The following is a 17,912-nucleotide window of genomic DNA, read 5'->3' on the forward strand; positions in this document are numbered from 1 at the left end:
GAGGTCACATCCGGCCCTATCCTTGCGGTTGACTGGGCGCGGAGTGACCTCGCGTTGATTTATGCGGTGGGGATCAGTGGCCGGCGGGCACGTAACGCTTGATGGAGGCTTCCAGCTCGGCCTCAGCGGCAGCGCGGTCACCCCAGCCTTCGGCCTTGACCCACTTGCCCGGCTCCAGGTCCTTGTAGCGGGTGAAGAAGTGCTCGATCTCCTTGATCAGGAAATCGTTGACGTCGCTGACTTCCTGGATGTGGTCGAAGCGGGCATCCACGGGGACGCAGAGGATCTTGGCATCTCCGCCGCCGTCGTCAGTCATGTTGAAAACGCCGATGGGGCGGGACTCAACGATGACGCCCGGGTGCAGGTCGAAGTCCTGCAGGAGCACCAGTGCATCCAACGGGTCGCCGTCCTCGCCGAGGGTGTTCTCGAAGTATCCGTAGTGCGTGGGGTACTGCATGGAGGTGAAGAGGACGCGGTCCAGGCGGACGCGGCCGGTCTCGTGGTCAACTTCGTACTTGACGCGTGATCCCTTGGGGATCTCGATGGTCACGTCATGCTTCATGGAATGCTCCTCGGCAATTGCAGGGGGTTCGCGGCACACTTGACGGCTCACCAAAATTGAGTCTCCGTGCCGCCGACTATTATTGAGGATATAGCGAGAGGCCCTGGAATCAGGAACTTGTGGGGATATTTCAGGACTTGAGGACCAGCACCAGCATGACCAAACCAACTGCCGCGGAACCATGGCTTGACCGTGCCCGCCGGGGTCTCCGGGTGGGCGTTACTGGGCTGCGGATGTCCTGGCCGTCGGTTTTGCTGACGGCCCTGCTGGTGGTCCTCGTGGTCCCGGCTGCCCTGCTGGTTGCCCCGGGTTTCCTCGGGCCCGAACCCCCGGCCCCCGCTCCGCCGGCGCCGGCATGGCAGCAGCCTCCCGCCACACTCTCGCCCGAGCAGGGACTTGCGCCGCTGAATGACTCGGCGGCCGTGCCGCTCGCGGCGAGCGTGACCGCCCAATTGGAACCCCTGTTGAAGACCGACGGCGGCGGTACTTTCACGGGATTGGTCCAGGATGCGCTCACGGGCCAGGTCCTTTTTGACCGCGGGGGTTCCGAGAACCGGGTGCCGGCTTCCAACATGAAGCTGCTGACCGCGGTGGCAGCTTTGCGCTCCCTCGGTCCCGGGCACCGCTTTACCACCGAGGTGGTGGCGGGCCCTGCAGCCGGGCAGGTGGTGCTGGTGGGCGGCGGCGACGTCCTCCTCGGACCCGGGGAATCGAACGGGGACCTGGTGATGGGCCATGCCGGCCTGGCCACGCTGGCTGCCCAAACGGTCCAAGCCCTGTCAGCAGCCGGAACCGCCGGGGAAATAAAGATCCTGGTAGACGATTCCTTGTTTACCGGTCCCGCCCTGAACCCGGCCTGGGAGAGCGGGGACGTGGCCGCCGGGGAAGTGGCGCCCCTGTATGCGCTGGCCCTGAACTCGGGCCGTTACGATCCCGCCGTCACCACCGGCCCCCGCCCCCAGGACTCGGCCATCACCGTGGCTGAGGAATTCGCGGCCCGGCTGCGGACGGCGGGTGCGGCCGCGGGACTGACCGTTGCAGCCGCCGTCGAGCGTTCGCCACAGCAGGCACCAGCGGGTGAACCGGCCGAAGGCGCAGGCGGCGAGCCGGTGGTCCTGGCCGGGGTGCAGTCGGCAACGGTGGCTGAACAGGTGGACCATATGCTGCAGGAATCGGACAACTACCTCGCCGAAGTCCTGGGACGGATGGCGGCAATAGCGGCAGGCCAGGCAGGCAGCAATGACGGCGCCACGGCTGCCGTCCGGGCGCTGCTCGCCGACGCCGGTATACCCGTCGACGCCATGAAACTGGTGGACGTGTGCGGCCTGGCCATGGGCAACCAGGTCTCGGCCCGCCAGTTCGCGGAGGTGGTGCGGGCCATTACCTCTGGCACGGACAGCAGGCTCCGTGCCGCGCTGGACGGCTTTCCGGTAGCGGGCCTCACCGGAACCCTGGACACCCGCTACGGCGACGATTCAACAGCCCGGGGCGCAGGATTGGTCCGTGCCAAGACGGGCACCCTGAACTCGGTGCTGGCGCTCAGCGGCTACGTGGTTGATGCCGACGGCCGCCTCCTGGTCTTCTCCTTTATCGGCAACGGGCTGGCACCGGGCGCTGCGGGCAACAGGGTGGCCCTTGACCGGGCTGCCACCGCGCTCGCGGCCTGCGGCTGCCGCTAGCACCCTGCTGCCGCTACGACTCGGGACTCGGGCGTGGGTGCGGCAAGCGTGGTCCTGCCCCGTATGAGCTGCCAGGGCCAGCACCGCTTGTGCGGCCCCGGGCCCTCCATGCTGAGCTGACAGCGGCCTGTCCGCGGTTCGCCGGTGAGCGAACTTAAGGGCGATCCCCAGCCTGCTGTGTTCTGATGGGAACTATGGAGTCCACTGCAGGTGAGTCGTCAGCCCAAACGTTGTCCAGCCAGGCCTCGGCCCTGATTAATTGGGACCTCGCCGCCTCCACCGCGGCGCGGCTGGTTCCTGCCGGGCCGGTCCTGACCCAGGCGGCTATTGGTGACGCGGTGGAAAGCCTCCGCCGGCTTGCCGACGCTTCGGTTGAACACGTGCATGTGATCACCGGGCTGGAAGCGGCAAGGGACCTCCGGGATTCAAACGTGCTGGTGGTTGACCGGGCCTCGTGGGCAAAGGCAAACACCCAAAGCTTCGCCGTGATGCTGAAGCCGGCCATGGAGAAGATGCTCGAAAACCGGCGCGGAAACCTTACCCCGGCCGCGGCCAGCGTCAGCGGCGCCATCACCGGCAGCCAGTTGGGCGCCGTCCTGGCGTTCCTGTCGAGCAAGGTCCTGGGCCAGTACGATCCGTTTGCCGCCCTGGCCGAAGGTTCCACTGCGCCCTCCGGCGGACGCCTGCTCCTGGTGGCGCCCAACATCGTGGCGGTTGAGCGGGAACTGAACGTCGCCCCTGAGGATTTCCGCCTGTGGGTGTGCCTGCATGAGCAGACACACCGGGTGCAGTTCGCTGCCGCCCCCTGGCTGCGGCACCACATGCTGGAGCAGATCGACGAGCTCAGCGTCCATCTGCTCGGCAACGTTGACACCCTGATGGAGCGTGCCACCGCAGCTGCCCGCTCGCTGAAGGACCGCACCGGCAACGGAAACACCCCGGGCCGCGGCGCCATCCTGGACCTCCTGCAGGACCCGGAGGAAAAGGCCGCCATCTCGCACCTGACCGCTGTGATGAGCCTCCTCGAGGGCCACGCCAACGTGGTGATGGATGCCGTTGACGCCAGCATCGTGCCGTCAGTGAAAACCATCCGGCAGCGCTTTAACGACCGCGGCAAGGACCGTGGCGTGATCGAGAAATTCCTCCGCAACCTCCTCGGCCTGGACGCGAAAATGCGCCAGTACTCCGACGGCGCCCGGTTCGTCCGCGCCGTCGTGGACGTCGCGGGAATGGAGGGCTTCAACAGGGTCTGGGAGTCGGCCGACCACCTGCCCACGGAACCTGAAATCCACGACGCCAAGCTGTGGCTTGAGCGGATGGGGCTCTGATTGCCGGGCGCCAGCCTGCCTGACGCGTCCCCGCCGACGGCACGCATCACCGCTTCTGCCCATCGCAGTGGCCGACGGCGGCCTGGAAGGCTGGCGCCCGTCGTCGGCACAGCGCGGAAAATGCTCCGGGACGTCCTGGCCCAGGCCGGATATCCAGAGCACGTCATTGTGGCCTGCAGCGGCGGCCCGGATTCCCTCGCCCTGGCGTCGGTGGCCGCCTACTTCGCCCGCCGCGGGCACGTCGACGGCCACCCCTTAACAGTGGGCGCAGTGGTGGTGGACCACCAGCTGCAGGAGGGTTCGGCACAGGTGGCTGCGGAGACAGCCCACGTCCTGCAGGAACTGGGCCTCGCCCCCGTGGAAATCCGGACCGTGACCGTGGCCGGAGAAGGCCTCGGGCCGGAAGCCGCCGCGCGGGAAGCCCGGCATGCAGCGCTTGAGGCGGCGGCCGTGAGCCAGGGCGCGGCTGCCATCCTGTTGGGACACACTTTGGACGACCAGGCCGAACAGGTGCTGCTGGGCCTGGCCCGGGGCTCGGGGACCCGGTCGCTGGCAGGAATGAGGCCTGCCCGCGGCATGCTGCTTCGCCCATTCCTGGGGCTTCGCCGGGCGGACACCGAGGAAATCTGCGCCATTGAGGAACTGCAGCCCTGGCACGATCCCAGCAACTCGGACCCCGCATTCGCCCGGTCACGTACCCGGGTGGAGGTGCTGCCGCACCTTGAGGAAAAACTCGGCCCCGGCGTCGCGGAATCCCTCGCCCGCTCGGCTTCCATCCTGCAGTTGGACGCCGACTACCTGGAGGATGTGGCGGAAGCCACCTTCGCGTCCCTGGTGGAGCGGAACGGCCAGGAACTGAGCCTCCCGGAGGACGCGTTGCGGGACTTGGCCCCGGCGATCAGGTTCCGCGTGATCGCCAAGGCAGCGGCCGACGTTGGGGGGCAGCAGCCCAGCTACCAGCGCCTTCTGGCGGCGGAAGCACTGCTGCGGCGGCAGGGTTCTGCAGGTCCCGTTGAACTGCCCGGGGGAGTGAGCGTGTTCCGGTTGTCGCTCGCGCAGCTCGAAGACCTCCCGGCCGCCGGTGGCCCGGCCGCCGCGGATAAGGGCACACCCGTTCCCCGCAGAGGCGCACGCTGTGGGAAGCTAGTACTCCGGCCTCAAAAACCGCCCGCAAAATAGTCGCACCCCGCATCTACACAGGAGCCATTGGTGGATTCAAACGACGTCCAGGCAGACCTCAAGCACGTTCTCTACACCAAGGAGCAGATCCAGCAGCGGATCACGGAGCTCGCTGCGCAGATCGACAAGGACTACGAGGGCCGCGAGATCCTCATTGTGGGCGTCCTCAAGGGTGCAGTCATGGTCATGGCTGACCTTGCCCGGGCACTGCACAGCCACATTTCCATGGACTGGATGGCTGTTTCCTCCTACGGCTCCGGCACCCAGTCCTCCGGAGTGGTCCGCATCCTGAAGGACCTGGACACGGACCTGATGGGCAAGGACGTGCTGATCGTCGAGGACATCATCGACTCCGGCCTCACGCTGTCCTGGCTGAAGACCAACCTGGAATCGCGCGGCACGGCTTCGGTGGAAATCTGCACGGCCTTCCGCAAGCCCACGGCCGCCAAGGTGGAGATCGACGTCAAGTACGTCGGCTACGACATCCCCAATGAATTCGTGGTGGGCTACGGCCTGGACTACGCCGAGAAGTACCGCAACCTCGACTTCGTGGGAACCCTCGCGCCGCACGTTTACGAGTAGGATCCGCCGGCGGGGGCATTGCCACCTCGCCATATGCCGGCCGATGTCTGGGGGCAGATGATGCCGGCGCCCCCGGTTCCAGGCCCGTGCAGCCTCCTGCCCGAGTGGCGGCGGCCACTACGCCCAGAGGGAACTTTTGCCCGGCACCATGCGTGATCTACTCCGGACGGTGTATAGCTAGAAGCTGACGCAGCACCATCACGCGCGCAGATTTCTCGCCGTGCAGCACTACCAGGAGGGACGGGGCCAGCCCCCGACACAGATGAAAGCTAAGAACTTCTTCAAGGGCCCGGGCATCTGGATCGTCGTCGTGATCGGCATGCTCCTGGTGGCTTTTGCAACGCTGGCTCCCGGCGGTGCCGCACGGATTGACACTGACAAGGGCCTCGAACTGCTCGCCGGCGATAACGTTGAGCAGGCAAAGATCTTCGATGGTGAAAACCGCGTTGACCTCGTGCTGAAGGAAAACTATCAGCTGGACGGGCAGGACAAGGGCAAGAGCGTCCAGTTCTTCTTCGTTGATGCCCGCGCCCAGGACGTTGTCCGGGCTGTCACCGCTTCCGCACCCAGCGGGGGTTACACGGACCAGCCGATCGAAAGCAACTGGTTCTCCGGCCTGCTCTCCCTCCTCATTCCGGTCATCCTCCTGGGCGCGCTTTTCTGGTTCCTCATGACCCGCATGCAGGGTGGCGGCTCCAAGATCATGCAGTTCGGCAAGTCCAAGGCGAAGATGGTCAGCAAGGACATGCCGCAGGTGACGTTCGCTGACGTGGCAGGCTCCGACGAGGCTGTGGAGGAACTCCAGGAGATCAAGGAATTCCTGCAGGAGCCGGCCAAGTTCCAGGCTGTTGGTGCCAAGATCCCCAAGGGCGTGCTGCTGTACGGCCCTCCCGGCACCGGTAAGACCCTCCTCGCCCGGGCCGTCGCAGGCGAGGCCGGCGTTCCCTTCTTCTCCATCTCCGGCTCGGACTTTGTGGAAATGTTCGTCGGCGTGGGCGCCTCCCGTGTCCGCGACCTTTTTGAGCAGGCCAAGACGAACTCGCCCGCCATCATCTTCGTGGATGAAATCGACGCGGTGGGCCGCCACCGTGGTGCCGGCATCGGCGGCGGCAACGACGAACGTGAGCAGACCCTCAACCAGCTCCTGGTGGAGATGGACGGCTTCGACGTCAAGACCAACGTCATCCTGATCGCTGCCACCAACCGTCCCGACGTGCTGGACCCCGCGCTGCTGCGTCCGGGCCGCTTCGACCGCCAGATCGGCGTGGATGCGCCGGATCTGATCGGCCGCGACCAGATCCTGCAGGTCCACGCGAAGGGCAAGCCCATGGCGCCCGGAGTGGACCTCAAGGCGGTGGCCAAAAAGACCCCCGGCTACACCGGTGCGGACCTGGCAAACGTGCTCAATGAGGCGGCCCTCCTTACCGCCCGCTCCAATGCCAACCTCATTGATGACCGCGCTCTGGACGAGGCGATCGACCGCGTCATGGCCGGCCCGCAGAAGCGCAGCCGGGTAATGAAGGAACACGAGCGCAAGATCACCGCTTACCACGAAGGCGGCCACGCCCTGGTGGCAGCCGCGCTGCGGAACTCTGCGCCGGTCACCAAGATCACCATCCTTCCCCGCGGCCGTGCGCTCGGCTACACGATGGTGGTCCCGGAGAACGACAAGTACTCAGTGACCCGCAACGAGCTGCTGGACCAGATGGCCTACGCCATGGGAGGCCGCGTCGCCGAGGAAATCGTCTTCCACGATCCCTCCACCGGTGCCTCCAACGACATCGAAAAGGCCACCGGCACCGCCCGCAAGATGGTGACCGAATACGGCATGAGCGAACGAGTTGGCGCCGTGCGCCTGGGCCAGGGCGGCGGAGAGCCGTTCCTGGGCCGCGACGCCGGGCACGAGCGCAACTACTCGGACCAGATTGCATACGTGGTGGACGAGGAAGTTCGCAGGCTGATTGACCAGGCCCATGACGAGGCCTACGCCATCCTCATCGAGAACAGGGACGTCCTGGACCGCCTGGCCCTCGAGTTGCTGGAACGTGAAACGCTGAACCAGTCCGAGATCGCCGACATCTTCCGTGACATCCGCAAGCGTGACTTCCGCGAGGTGTGGCTGTCCAAGGAAACCCGCCCGGTCCACACGGCCGGGCCGGTGGAATCCCGCCAGGAAAAGGCGGAGCGCGAGGCCCAGGAGGAAGCCAAGCAAGCGCGCCTGGACGAGCCGCTGGACGCCCAGCCGCCGCATCCGCAGGGAGTCCCGGAGGACGCCCCGTTCCAGGGAGGCATCCCCGACTCGGGGCCTGACGCCCTTCGCGGCTAAGCTTTCTACCGTGACCCACTTCGACGACGACGACGTTCCCGCCTCCGCCGTACATCTGGCGGAAGGCGGCGCCCACCACTCCAAACACCAGAAAGTGGACCGGCCCCGGATCGAGGCAGCGGTCCGTGAGATTCTCCTGGCCATCGGAGAGGACCCGGACCGCGCCGGCCTCGTGGACACCCCAAAGCGGGTGGGCAAGGCCTATGCCGAGATGTTTGCCGGGCTGCACCACGACCCGGCCGAGATCCTCGCCACCACCTTTGACCTTGACCATGAGGAGCTCGTCCTGGTCAAGGACATCCCGTTCTATTCCACCTGCGAGCACCATTTGGTGCCGTTCCACGGAGTGGCCCACGTAGGCTACATCCCCTCGCACGACGGCAAGGTGACCGGGCTGAGCAAGCTGGCCCGGCTGGTGGACATGTACGCTCGCCGGCCCCAGGTGCAGGAGCGCCTCACCACGGAAATCGTCGAAGCGATGGTCAACCACCTCAAGCCCCGCGGCGCGATCGTCGTCGTCGAATGCGAACACATGTGCATGTCCATGCGCGGTATCCGCAAGCCCGGAGCAAAGACCGTCACCAGTGCGGTCCGCGGGCAGCTTCATGACCCGGCCACCCGTGCCGAAGCCATGAGCCTCATCCTCGGAAGGTAATCATCAAACCATGGATTCACTAGCTGCAGCGCCGGGAACCGGCCCCGCAACCTCTCCGCTGCCCATCCTGCGCAAACCGCGGCCGGTGGCCCGTTTTGAAGACCTGCCAATCGACCGCACCCTCGTGATGGGCATCGTCAACGTCACCCCGGACTCCTTCAGCGACGGCGGCAAGCATGCGACGGCGGACACCGCCATAGCGGCCGGCCTCCGGATGTTCTACTCCGGCGCGGACATCATCGACGTCGGCGGGGAATCCACCCGACCCGGCGCAGAGGACGTCAGCCCGGAAGAAGAACAACAGCGTGTGATCCCCGTGATCGAGGCGCTCGTGAAAGCCGGTGCCCTTGTCAGCATCGACACCGTCCGCGCTTCCACGGCAGCCGCCGCCCTTCAGGCCGGCGCCGCCATCATCAATGACGTCTCCGGCCTCACGATTGAACCGGAGATGGCCGAGCTCGTGGCGTCCTCCAAGGCCCCGTACATCCTCACCCACCGCCGTGGTGACGCCCGCACCATGAACTCCCTGGCGGAGTACAAGGACGTTGCCGGCGAAGTGGTGGCTGAACTGGCCGGGGTGCGGGACAAGCTCTACGCCGCCGGGGTCAGCCAGGAACAGATCATCATCGATCCAGGCCTGGGGTTCGCCAAGAATGATGCCCAGAACTGGGAGCTCCTGCAGAACCTGGACCAGCTGGAAAGCCTGGGCCACAGGATCCTCGTGGGTGCCTCCCGCAAGCGGTTCCTCGGCACCCTGCTGACGGTGGCTGGTAAATCCGCTGCCCCGCAGGAGCGGGATGCTGCCACCGCGGCGATCACTGCCATCAGCGCCTACCGCGGCGCCTGGGCCGTACGCGTGCACGACGTCGGCCCCAGCCTGGACGCCGTCAAGGTTGCCGCGCGCATGGCCGCCCCAAGAACCAGCCAGTAGGCCCAGCCATGGACAGGATTACGCTGACCGGCGTCACCGCCGTCGGCCATCACGGCGTCTTTGATTTTGAACGCCGCGAGGGGCAGCCTTTTGTTGTGGACGCGGTGCTTTATTTGGACTTCGCCAAGGCGGCGGAATCCGATGACGTCCGGGACACCGCGCACTACGGCGAGGTGGCTCAGCGTATTGCTGAGTGGATATCGGGGGAACCGCTGAACCTGATAGAGGCGCTGGCCGTCCGGATCGCGGACAGCCTGCTGAATGAATTCCGGCTCCAAGCCGTGGACGTCACGGTGCATAAGCCACAGGCGCCCATCGAGGTGCCCTTCGGGGATGTGGCCGTCAGCGTCCACCGTGCCCGGAACAACGGGGAGAGTCCAGTCCAGGGGGAAAGACCATGAACTCCGGTTATTCCAAGGTGGTGTTGGCACTGGGCAGCAACCTGGGTGAGCGCAACGAGACACTGACCGAGGCGGTTGCGGATCTCGTTGACCCGCCGGAGATCCGCCTCCTCGCTGTGTCGCCCATTGTCCAGACCAAGGCCGTCGGCGGACCGTCCGGCCAGCCGGACTTCCTGAACATGGTCATCACGGTGGAAACCAACCTGACCCCGCACGAGCTGCTGGAACATTGCCAGTCTGTGGAAAACAAGCACCACCGAGTGCGGGAGGTGCGCTGGGGGCCGCGTACGCTCGACGTCGATATCATCACCTACGGCGACCTCCGCAGCGATGATCCGGTCCTGACCCTGCCGCATCCCCGCGCCGCCACCCGTGCCTTCGTTCTCTACCCGTGGTCGCTCATTGAGCCGGCTGCCACGCTGGACGGCGAACGCATCAGCACTTTGGCTGCGTGGGCGGAGGATTTTGGCGACCTCGCGCCGTTCGACGGCTTCGGCGACTTTGACGGCCTGCCCACCGCGGGGGCGGTGGAGGACCGATGAAACCCATCAATCCGCTGCGCCTCCTGCTCATCGGCTTCATCCTGGCCGTGGCCGGCTGGTCGGCTACCGTGGTGACGAGCCGTTACAGCATGGCCACTCCGGTCCTGCCGCTTACGGCGCTGGCCACCATGGGCGTCATTGTCGCCATTACCTTGACCCTGGGCATCCGGGTCCTGCGGTGGCGCAACAGCAACAAGCCCAACAGCACGCAAAAGAAAAAGGTGCTCGATCCGCTCCTCGCAGCCCGGACGCTGGTGTTGGCCCAGGCCTGTGCCTATGCCGGGACGGTCCTGCTCGGCTGGCATGTGGGGATCTTCCTGGACCAGCTGCGGATCTGGAGCCTGCGCAGCAACCAGAGCATCACCTGGATGGCGCTGGCGATGGCCGGTGGCGGACTGGTGATGATCGTGGTGGGACTGCTGGTTGAACGGTTCTGCAGGATCCCGCCGGAGGACGGCGACACCACGGGTGCAGACGGAAAACCGGGCCGCGCGGTACGCGGGGAAGCCGCGGGGGAAGGCGAATATGCATACCGAGGCGATTGACCCGCCGGGAATCGTCTGGCAGCGGGTGTCACCCAAATACGTCACTGTCCGGCTGGTGCAGTGGGCGCTGGGGAACCTCATCACCGTCCTCCTCCTGTCACTGCCCCTGGTTTTGGTGCTCATGGACGTCTGGGCCTGGCCGCCGCTGTGGCTGGCCGTCACCGTCCCGTCCGTTGCATTCGTCCTCGCCATCTGGCGGCTGGTGCTGATCCCGCGCCAGGTGCGGGCCATCGGGTATGCCGAACGGGACGATGACCTGCTGGTCAGGACCGGCATCTTCTTCCAGCGCACCATGGCCGTACCCTACGGCCGGATGCAGTACGTGGACATCGGAGTAGGGCCTGTGGAACGCGGACTTGGCCTCTGCACGCTGAAGCTGCACACCGCCTCGCCGGGAACGAACGCCCAGATCCCTGGGCTGCCCGCGGCGGAGGGCGCGCGGCTGCGCGAGCAGCTCGCTGCCCGGGGCGAAGCCAGGCTGGCAGGACTGTGACGGCAGAGGGGCCGCGTCCTGAGCCGGGGGGCCCTGCCACTGTCCCTGCCTCCGAAAGCGCCGTGCCGGACCCTTCGCCCGGCACCGCGGCCGGCGGCGAATGGCTGCGGGTGCACCCGGCGTCCCCCTTCGTGCGCGGCTGGGTGGCCCTTGCCGCCATCGGCTTTTTCGTCGGCCGGGACTTTTTTGAGCGGGCGCTGCAGGGCAGGCCCATCCTCGAAGATGAATTCGCCGGCCGGGCACCGTTCCTGCTGGCCGGGGGCGCCGTGATGCTGCTCATCGCGGTGCTGGGCTTTATCCTCACCTGGTACTTCACCAAGTACCAAGTGTCTGGTGGCTACGTCCGGGTCAACACCGGCTTCATTTTCCGGCAGCAGCGCCAGGCGCGGCTGGACCGCGTCCAGGCCATCGACATCGTGCAGCCCCTGCTGGCCCGGATCTTTGGCCTGGCCGAGCTCAAGTTCGAGGTGGCCGACGCAGGAGAGTCCGCCGTCCGGCTGGCCTACCTGAAGATGGACGACGCCCGCCAGCTCCGGGCCACCATCCTGGCCAGGGCAGCCGGGGTGACCCTTGATCCTTCCCGCCCGGAAGAGCCGGCACCCGAGGCGCCGGAGTTTCCGGTACTGTCCGTGCCGCCGTCGCGCCTTGTCGGTTCCCTGCTGCTCAGCGAGCAGAGCGTCATTGTGGTGCTGGGCGCCGCGGCATCCGTCTTTTTGACTGCCGTCACGGGCAATGCAGCGTTCTACTTCTACCTGATTCCCGCTGCGCTCGGCCTGGCAGCCAGCTACTGGGGGCTGTTCAACAAGGGGTACAACTTCACGGCGGCCATCTCGCCCGATGGCATTCGGCTGCGCTACGGACTGCTGGACACCCAGGCCCAGACACTTCCGCCGGGCCGGATCCAAGCTTTGAAAGTTATCCAGCCGCCGCTCTGGCGGGCGCTTGGCTGGTACCGGATCCAGGTCAACGTGGCTGGCTACGGCATCATTGAAAGCGCCGGCGAGGGCTCGGGCCGGACCACCCTGCTGCCGGTGGGCAGGCTCGATGACGTGATGTCGATCCTCGCGCTGATGCTTCCGGATCCCGGCACGGCGCAGCCCGCCGTGGTGTTCGGTGCCGGGCTCCACGGGCTGGATACCGACGGCGGTTTCGTCACCACTCCGCGCAGCGCCCGCCTCCTGGCACCGCTGGGATGGCGCCGGAACGGATTCACGGCCACGGACACCGCATTGCTGATCCGCTCAGGCCGCTGGTGGCGGGAGCTCGTGGTGGTGCCGCACCAGCGGACCCAGTCCATGGCATTGCACCAGGGCCCGCTGGCACGCCGGTTCAGGGTAGCCGACCTGCTGCTGCACACCACGGTTGGCCCTGTCACGCCGCGCCTTCGGCAGGCAGACGTGCGGCAGGCGATGGCGCTCTTCGACGAACAATCGGCTCGCGCCCGGTTGGCACGAAAGCGGCAGACCACTGAGCAATGGCTTCGGCAGGTAGCTCCAGGGGTTGAGCCTGCAACCCGGCCCGCCGAAACCAAGCCTGCCGAAACCAAGCCCGCCGATACCCCAGTCCCAACCCAGGAAGGCCCGCAGCATGGCTAAACCCGGACGCCTCGGCGTCGGAATTGTCGGCGCAGGAAAGGTGGGCGCGGTGCTGGGCGCCGCCCTGCGCGCGGCCGAACACGCCGTCGTCGGTGTCTCAGCGGTTTCCGAAGCAAGCCGTGAACGGGCGGAAACGCTGCTTCCCGGGGTCCCTGTCCTGGAAGTCCAGGACATCGTGGAGCGTGCCGAGCTGGTGCTGCTGGCGGTGCCGGACGACGCCCTGCCGGACCTCGTGGACGGCCTCGCGAAACTGGGTGCGTGGCAGCCCGGCCAACTGGTCGCCCACACGTCGGGCCGGTTCGGGGTGGGGGTCCTGCATCCGGTGCGGGCTGCGGGGGCCGTCCCGCTTGCCCTGCATCCGGCCATGACCTTCACCGGGATGAGCCTTGACCTGACCCGCCTGCTGGACTGCACCTTCGGCGTCACCGCGGATGCCGCCATGTTGCCCATCGCGCAGGCGCTGGTAGTGGAAATGGGCGCAGAGCCGGTGGCCATTGCCGAGGCGGACAGGACGCTGTACCACGCGGCCCTGGCGCACGGTTCCAACCATCTCGTCACCCTTGTGGCGCAGGCTTCGGAGCTGCTGGCTGAGGTGGGAGTGGAGGCGCCGGAGCGGATGCTGGGTCCGCTGTTGCGGGCAACCCTGGAGAACGCGCTGGCCTCCGGGGAGTCCGCCCTCACCGGCCCGGTAGCCCGCGGCGACACGGGAACTGTGAAGGCGCATGCCGAGGCGTTGCGGGAGTTCGACGGCGGCGGGCAGGGGGACGTGCTCGCGGCGTACCTGGCGATGGCGCGGGCCACAGCCCTGCGCGCCGAGGGGCGCGGGCTGCTGAAACCTGACCAGCTGCGGGAGTTGCGCAAGGCCTTGGAACCGGAGGAAGACTGAGAATGCCCATCAAACTAGTCACAACTGTTGCCGACCTGCACGCGGAGAGCGCCCGGCTCCTGGCGTCCCAGCGCGGGACTTCCCAGGGCCTGGTGCCCACCATGGGTGCGCTGCACCAGGGGCATGCCGCCTTGGCCCGGACCGCCGTCGAACAGAACGATGTTGTGGTGGCCACCATCTTCGTCAACCCGCTGCAGTTCGGCGACGCCACTGACTTGGACCGCTACCCGCGGACGCTCGACGCCGACCTCGCCCTGCTTGAAGAGCAGGGAGTCGACCTGGCCTTTGCCCCGACGGTGGACGAGGTGTACCCGGGCGGCATGCCGCTGGTGCGGATCACCTCCGGAGTGCTGGGGGAGAAGTGGGAGGGTGCTTCACGGCCGGGCCACTTCGACGGCGCCCTCACGGTAGTGGCCAAGCTGCTGCACTATGGAATCCCGGGGGCAGGGCTGCCCGCTTCCGGCGTGGCGGAGGCAGGCCTGCCCGCCTACCGCGCCTACTTCGGGCAGAAGGACGCCCAGCAGTTGGCGCTGGTCCGGCGGATGGTGGCCGACCTGAACTTCCCGGTGGAAATCGTGGCAGTGCCCACCGTGCGTGCCGTCGACGGGCTGGCGCTGTCCAGCCGCAACCGCTTCCTGTCCGGGGAAGAGCGCGAGGCGGCACTGGTGCTGTTCCGCGCACTGCGGCTGCTGGAGGAGCGGGCGAAGGCCCGGGAGCCGCTGGATCTTGGGTCGGCGCAGGAGATGGTGGAGTCCCAGCCGCTGGTGGGTTTGGACTACTTCGATGTTGTTGACCCGGCCACCTTGGAACCGCTGGCCGAGAACTGCCGCGAGACACCGTTCCGGGGTGAAGCCCTGGCGATAATAGCTGCGAAGGTGGGACCGGTGCGGCTGATAGATAACCTCCCATTGAGTTCATAGCCGGGCGCCAACGGCAGGTCGGCGGTCTTCACTAGGCCACCACCCCTGTTGGCGGGGCGGGCATTCCGGTATGCTCAAATTGTTGCCCCAGACCTTGGCATCGCCTTATTTCGGCGACCAGGAGGACCAACTATCTGCGCGGGCACCCCATACTCCAACACCGTATTTGCCTATGTGCATTGTGCTGCCCGGCCGTCCAACATCCGGCCCAGCCGCGTTCGTGCCTGCAGCGGGCACGGATGCACCGTGCATTTCTCCCTGTGGCTGACGTGCCACGTCCATTTCAGAAGCAGATTCCCATGATCAGCTCAACCAGGGACAGAATCCCTGTTGGAGACCTCGATGTCTACAAGTCATGAAATTGCTCTCCCCACCCCCACGCCCAGTCGCGGTCGGACGTCATCAGGGTTGCATCCCGTGACGCCCCACCTAAGCCCGATAGGAGTGCAGGCGCTCGAGATCATCAGCTCAATCCTTGATGATCCTTCTCCCGGGCTTGCCGACATCAAGCTGCGACTGCGCTCGTGCGTTGCCAATCATCCCGGCCACCCTGAGCAGGCGCTGCTTGCCCACCTGACGGAGAGATCCAGCCGCGCCAATTCGAAAAGCGGCCCTCATTCTGTGTAAGTAAACTGGGCAGAGACGGTGAGTATCCTTAGGTGAGGACACGCCGTTCCGGTTCAGCCAGCAGCCGGCTCTGCGCCAGCGGACCGAATCAGGGATCAGGGGCTCACAATGGATGTTGCACCCGGGCTTGCCGCGGGTGAAGAAGACCTGTGTCGCCCCTATCTCGCCAAACTGCCCGTTACCGGCGCTGCTGTTTCCCTCTTCGGCGGTGCCACGGCTGAAACACTGGTGTGTGCGAGCGATGCCCTGGCTGCCCGCCTTGACGAACTTCAGTTCAGTCTGGGTGAAGGACCGCGCTGGCGGGCCGTCCGGACCCGGCTGCCCGTGCTCGTCCCGGATGCCCAGTCCGTGCTGCACCCTGACTGGCCCATGTTTGACAAGGCGATCAGCGGCACGGACGCAGCTGCGCTGTTTGTCTTCCCGCTGACGGTGGGGGCCGCGGACCTGGGTGTAGTGGAGCTCTACCATTCAGTACCGGGAACACTCAGCAGGACTGAGCAGGCAACAGCGGCTATGCTTGCCGGCCAGACCTCGTGGTGCCTCCTCCGAAAGATCCTTACCGTCAGCTCACCGGAGGCGGATGCAGCCGCGGATCCGGTCCTTATGTCGCGCCGTGAAATTCACCAGGCCACGGGTATGGTCCTTGCCCAATCCGGCGCCAGTGCGGCGGACGCGCTGCTGATGCTGCGGGCTTATGCCTTCGCCCACGACCTCACCCTGCGGGAGACGGCCGGCGCGGTCATTGAAGGCCGGTTGTCCTTCGAGTCAGGCCCCAGAAACGGCCCTCAGGCCAGCCCTCTGCAGTAAAATAGCGCCATGCCATCAACTACCCGCGCGGAGCGCGTCAGCGTGGCGTTCGTGAAACTCACGGACACCCTGGTTGCGGACTATGACGTTCTGGACCTGCTGCACACCTTGGTCGAAGAGTCCGTAGGGCTCCTCGATGTGGCGGCTGCCGGGCTGGTGCTGGCTGATCCCAATGGGGAACTGCAGGTTCTGGCGTCAACGAGTGAGGAAAGCCAGCTCGTGGAGGTCCTCCAATTGCGCGCCGGGGAAGGCCCCTGCGTTGAGTGCTATGCCACTGGTCTTGTGGTGGAGGTGGACGACGTTCGATCCCTTGCCCGCTGGCCTGAGTTCAAGGCCGCGGCGTTGTCCCAGGGCTTCCGTTCGGTGCATGCGGTGCCCATGCGCATCCACGGCCGGACCATCGGCGCGATGGGACTCTTCGGCTCCAGCCCGGGGTCACTGACAGAAGAGGATTCGGCAATCGGACAGGCGCTGGCCGACGTCGCCACCATCAGCCTCATTCACGAACGCACCATCCGGGAGGCGGCCGTCGTCAACGAGCAGCTGCAGCGGGCGTTGAACAGCCGGGTATTGATTGAACAGGCCAAGGGAGTCATCGCGCACACGTCCGGGGTGGACATGAACGAGGCGTTCAGGCTGCTACGGGACCATGCCCGTGCCCACAATGAAGGACTTCATGAGACAGCCGGCCGTATTGTGGACCGGAGCCTGACCCTTTAGCCGGACCCTACCGGGCCTGCCAGTAAGCCGGACCTGCCAGTAGGCCGGGCCCGCCCCTAACCCAGCAACTCCCGGTTGCACACCAGTTGCTCCAGCAACGCCTGCTCGGGTTTGCCTGGATGCCGTGCGACGCAGCGGCGCAGCCGGGCCCGTGCCAGGTCATCGCCGGGTGTCTTTCCGCAGAGCACTTCGTCGATGATCTCCTGCGCCTGCCACCGAAGCGACTCGAGGGCGAGCTGACGAACTTCGGCAGGCGTATCGCCGGACATCCAGGGATCAGGGTCCGAGGGGACACTCTGAAACATCCGCTCTGCTGACATCGGGGCCTCCTTGCACCAGTCCGAAGCGGCCGGGGCCCCTACGGCGTCGTAAGCACTGCTCTGGAATAAACATTACAGGGGGAAAGACCGGTCTGTCTTCCCTAACGGCGAGTAAACTGGAGAGGCCATGTATCCAGAAGCGGAACTTCCACCGGCAGCGGTGGACAACGATTCTTCAGCCACGTTTCCCGCGGCGGCTCCTTCACCCATGGTTACCGAAGCTGCTGCGCCTGAAAGCGGGGCAGCCAAATCCGTGGCCAGGATCATGTCCGTGGCCTACGAACTTTTCTCCCGCCGCGGAGTGCGTGACGTGGGTGTCAACGAGCTGATCGAGCGGTCCGGGGTAGCCAAGGCAACTTTTTACCGGCATTTCCCCTCCAAAGACTCCCTGGTCCTTGCCTTCCTTGAACAGCGGGACAAGCAGTGGACCGTGGACGCCATAGTCTCGGGGGCGCGTCGGAGGGGGGAAACTCCCACCGATCAGCTTCTGGCCATTTTCGACGTCTTCGGCGACTGGTTCCTCAGCGAGGATTTTGAAGCCTGTTCCTTCATCAACGTCCTGCTGGAGATGGGCCCGGCCCATCCGCTGGGCCAGGCGAGCATCGATTACCTCGCCAAGATCCGGGGGCATGTGCAGGTCCTGGCTGAAGAAGCAGGACTCCAACGTCCCGAGGAGTTTGCCCGGTCCTGGCACATCCTCATGAAGGGCTCCATTATCTCTGCTACCGAGGGCGACATGCAGGCGGCCAAGCGCGCACAGCAGATGGCCGGCTGGTTGATCGAGCACCACCGGAGCTAGCTCAACCATCAGGTA

General features: G+C 66.1%; 19 protein-coding genes. 17 read left to right on the forward strand and 2 right to left on the reverse strand.

All coding sequences use genetic code 11. The features are described from left to right. Positions 1–73: 73 nt before the first annotated feature. Positions 74–562, reverse strand: a complete 489-nt coding sequence (locus tag AC5RV1_RS13440; RefSeq protein WP_493945976.1) for an inorganic diphosphatase — start codon at positions 560–562, stop codon at positions 74–76. 155 nt (positions 563–717) lie between these two features. Between AC5RV1_RS13440 and dacB the strand changes: the two genes are divergently transcribed. From dacB to AC5RV1_RS13520, 16 genes are all read left to right on the forward strand, one after another. Further along, complete coding sequence (dacB, locus tag AC5RV1_RS13445; RefSeq protein ID WP_493994900.1) at positions 718–2,241, forward strand: D-alanyl-D-alanine carboxypeptidase/D-alanyl-D-alanine endopeptidase; 1,524 nt, start codon at positions 718–720, stop codon at positions 2,239–2,241. A gap of 194 nt (positions 2,242–2,435) precedes the next feature. Then, on the forward strand, positions 2,436–3,569 hold the full coding sequence (locus AC5RV1_RS13450) for a zinc-dependent metalloprotease (protein ID WP_493994901.1): 1,134 nt from the start codon (positions 2,436–2,438) through the stop codon (positions 3,567–3,569). A 120-nt stretch (positions 3,570–3,689) separates the two neighbouring features. After that, positions 3,690–4,748 (forward strand): tRNA lysidine(34) synthetase TilS, encoded by a 1,059-nt coding sequence (tilS, locus tag AC5RV1_RS13455; protein ID WP_493994916.1) that lies wholly within the window; start codon positions 3,690–3,692, stop codon positions 4,746–4,748. Positions 4,749–4,778: 30 nt separating this feature from the next. After that, positions 4,779–5,330: a hypoxanthine phosphoribosyltransferase gene (gene hpt, locus AC5RV1_RS13460; RefSeq protein WP_041651844.1), complete on the forward strand. Its 552-nt coding sequence runs from the start codon at positions 4,779–4,781 to the stop codon at positions 5,328–5,330. A 262-nt stretch (positions 5,331–5,592) separates the two neighbouring features. Beyond that, on the forward strand, positions 5,593–7,656 hold the full coding sequence (gene ftsH / locus AC5RV1_RS13465) for an ATP-dependent zinc metalloprotease FtsH (protein ID WP_493946390.1): 2,064 nt from the start codon (positions 5,593–5,595) through the stop codon (positions 7,654–7,656). A 10-nt stretch (positions 7,657–7,666) separates the two neighbouring features. After that, entirely contained in the window at positions 7,667–8,311 is a 645-nt protein-coding gene (folE, locus tag AC5RV1_RS13470; RefSeq protein ID WP_493994902.1) for a GTP cyclohydrolase I FolE, read from the forward strand. Between the two features lie 10 nt (positions 8,312–8,321). Continuing rightward, positions 8,322–9,242, forward strand: coding sequence for a dihydropteroate synthase (folP, locus tag AC5RV1_RS13475; RefSeq protein WP_493994903.1), 921 nt, complete (start codon positions 8,322–8,324; stop codon positions 9,240–9,242). Positions 9,243–9,250: 8 nt separating this feature from the next. Continuing rightward, positions 9,251–9,643 carry a dihydroneopterin aldolase gene (folB, locus tag AC5RV1_RS13480; protein ID WP_493945981.1) on the forward strand — a complete coding sequence of 131 codons (393 nt, stop codon included), beginning with the start codon at positions 9,251–9,253 and terminating at the stop codon, positions 9,641–9,643. Continuing rightward, positions 9,640–10,185, forward strand: coding sequence for a 2-amino-4-hydroxy-6-hydroxymethyldihydropteridine diphosphokinase (gene folK, locus AC5RV1_RS13485; protein ID WP_493945982.1), 546 nt, complete (start codon positions 9,640–9,642; stop codon positions 10,183–10,185). Before folB ends, folK begins: the two co-directional genes overlap by 4 nt. Beyond that, complete coding sequence (locus AC5RV1_RS13490) at positions 10,182–10,730, forward strand: DUF3180 domain-containing protein (protein ID WP_493994904.1); 549 nt, start codon at positions 10,182–10,184, stop codon at positions 10,728–10,730. The genes folK and AC5RV1_RS13490 overlap by 4 nt, the downstream gene beginning before the upstream one ends. Beyond that, complete coding sequence (locus tag AC5RV1_RS13495) at positions 10,711–11,223, forward strand: PH domain-containing protein (RefSeq protein WP_493945984.1); 513 nt, start codon at positions 10,711–10,713, stop codon at positions 11,221–11,223. The genes AC5RV1_RS13490 and AC5RV1_RS13495 overlap by 20 nt, the downstream gene beginning before the upstream one ends. A 62-nt stretch (positions 11,224–11,285) precedes the next feature. Further along, positions 11,286–12,818: a PH domain-containing protein gene (locus AC5RV1_RS13500; protein WP_493994905.1), complete on the forward strand. Its 1,533-nt coding sequence runs from the start codon at positions 11,286–11,288 to the stop codon at positions 12,816–12,818. After that, positions 12,811–13,704, forward strand: a complete 894-nt coding sequence (locus AC5RV1_RS13505) for a Rossmann-like and DUF2520 domain-containing protein (protein ID WP_493945986.1) — start codon at positions 12,811–12,813, stop codon at positions 13,702–13,704. The genes AC5RV1_RS13500 and AC5RV1_RS13505 overlap by 8 nt, the downstream gene beginning before the upstream one ends. A 2-nt stretch (positions 13,705–13,706) precedes the next feature. Continuing rightward, the gene (gene panC, locus AC5RV1_RS13510; RefSeq protein ID WP_493994906.1) at positions 13,707–14,624 is read left to right on the forward strand and encodes a pantoate--beta-alanine ligase; all 918 of its coding nucleotides are present in this window, start codon (positions 13,707–13,709) and stop codon (positions 14,622–14,624) included. A 735-nt stretch (positions 14,625–15,359) separates the two neighbouring features. Next, the gene (locus AC5RV1_RS13515) at positions 15,360–16,058 is read left to right on the forward strand and encodes a GAF and ANTAR domain-containing protein (RefSeq protein ID WP_493945988.1); all 699 of its coding nucleotides are present in this window, start codon (positions 15,360–15,362) and stop codon (positions 16,056–16,058) included. Positions 16,059–16,067: 9 nt separating this feature from the next. Next, positions 16,068–16,778, forward strand: a complete 711-nt coding sequence (locus AC5RV1_RS13520; RefSeq protein ID WP_493994907.1) for an ANTAR domain-containing protein — start codon at positions 16,068–16,070, stop codon at positions 16,776–16,778. Positions 16,779–16,834: 56 nt separating this feature from the next. On the opposite strand, the gene AC5RV1_RS13525 is transcribed toward AC5RV1_RS13520, so the two are convergent. Next, entirely contained in the window at positions 16,835–17,098 is a 264-nt protein-coding gene (locus AC5RV1_RS13525) for a hypothetical protein (protein WP_493945990.1), read from the reverse strand. A 208-nt stretch (positions 17,099–17,306) separates the two neighbouring features. Between AC5RV1_RS13525 and AC5RV1_RS13530 the strand changes: the two genes are divergently transcribed. Continuing rightward, positions 17,307–17,897, forward strand: a complete 591-nt coding sequence (locus AC5RV1_RS13530) for a TetR/AcrR family transcriptional regulator (protein WP_493946391.1) — start codon at positions 17,307–17,309, stop codon at positions 17,895–17,897. Positions 17,898–17,912 lie beyond the last annotated feature (15 nt).

The sequence above is a fragment of the Arthrobacter sp. Hb9-2 genome (genome assembly GCF_059091165.1).

Excerpts from the sequence above, each read along its gene's own strand:
- AC5RV1_RS13440 (WP_493945976.1), bottom strand. The coding sequence starts at position 562 with ATGAAGCATGACGTGACCATCGAGATCCCCAAGGGATCACGCGTCAAG.
- dacB (WP_493994900.1), top strand. The coding sequence starts at position 718 with ATGACCAAACCAACTGCCGCGGAACCATGGCTTGACCGTGCCCGCCGG.
- AC5RV1_RS13450 (WP_493994901.1), top strand. The coding sequence starts at position 2,436 with ATGGAGTCCACTGCAGGTGAGTCGTCAGCCCAAACGTTGTCCAGCCAG.
- tilS (WP_493994916.1), top strand. The coding sequence starts at position 3,690 with ATGCTCCGGGACGTCCTGGCCCAGGCCGGATATCCAGAGCACGTCATT.
- ftsH (WP_493946390.1), top strand. The coding sequence starts at position 5,593 with ATGAAAGCTAAGAACTTCTTCAAGGGCCCGGGCATCTGGATCGTCGTC.
- folP (WP_493994903.1), top strand. The coding sequence starts at position 8,322 with ATGGATTCACTAGCTGCAGCGCCGGGAACCGGCCCCGCAACCTCTCCG.
- folB (WP_493945981.1), top strand. The coding sequence starts at position 9,251 with ATGGACAGGATTACGCTGACCGGCGTCACCGCCGTCGGCCATCACGGC.
- folK (WP_493945982.1), top strand. The coding sequence starts at position 9,640 with ATGAACTCCGGTTATTCCAAGGTGGTGTTGGCACTGGGCAGCAACCTG.
- AC5RV1_RS13490 (WP_493994904.1), top strand. The coding sequence starts at position 10,182 with ATGAAACCCATCAATCCGCTGCGCCTCCTGCTCATCGGCTTCATCCTG.
- AC5RV1_RS13495 (WP_493945984.1), top strand. The coding sequence starts at position 10,711 with ATGCATACCGAGGCGATTGACCCGCCGGGAATCGTCTGGCAGCGGGTG.
- AC5RV1_RS13505 (WP_493945986.1), top strand. The coding sequence starts at position 12,811 with ATGGCTAAACCCGGACGCCTCGGCGTCGGAATTGTCGGCGCAGGAAAG.
- panC (WP_493994906.1), top strand. The coding sequence starts at position 13,707 with ATGCCCATCAAACTAGTCACAACTGTTGCCGACCTGCACGCGGAGAGC.
- AC5RV1_RS13515 (WP_493945988.1), top strand. The coding sequence starts at position 15,360 with ATGGATGTTGCACCCGGGCTTGCCGCGGGTGAAGAAGACCTGTGTCGC.
- AC5RV1_RS13520 (WP_493994907.1), top strand. The coding sequence starts at position 16,068 with ATGCCATCAACTACCCGCGCGGAGCGCGTCAGCGTGGCGTTCGTGAAA.
- AC5RV1_RS13525 (WP_493945990.1), bottom strand. The coding sequence starts at position 17,098 with ATGTCAGCAGAGCGGATGTTTCAGAGTGTCCCCTCGGACCCTGATCCC.
- AC5RV1_RS13530 (WP_493946391.1), top strand. The coding sequence starts at position 17,307 with ATGGTTACCGAAGCTGCTGCGCCTGAAAGCGGGGCAGCCAAATCCGTG.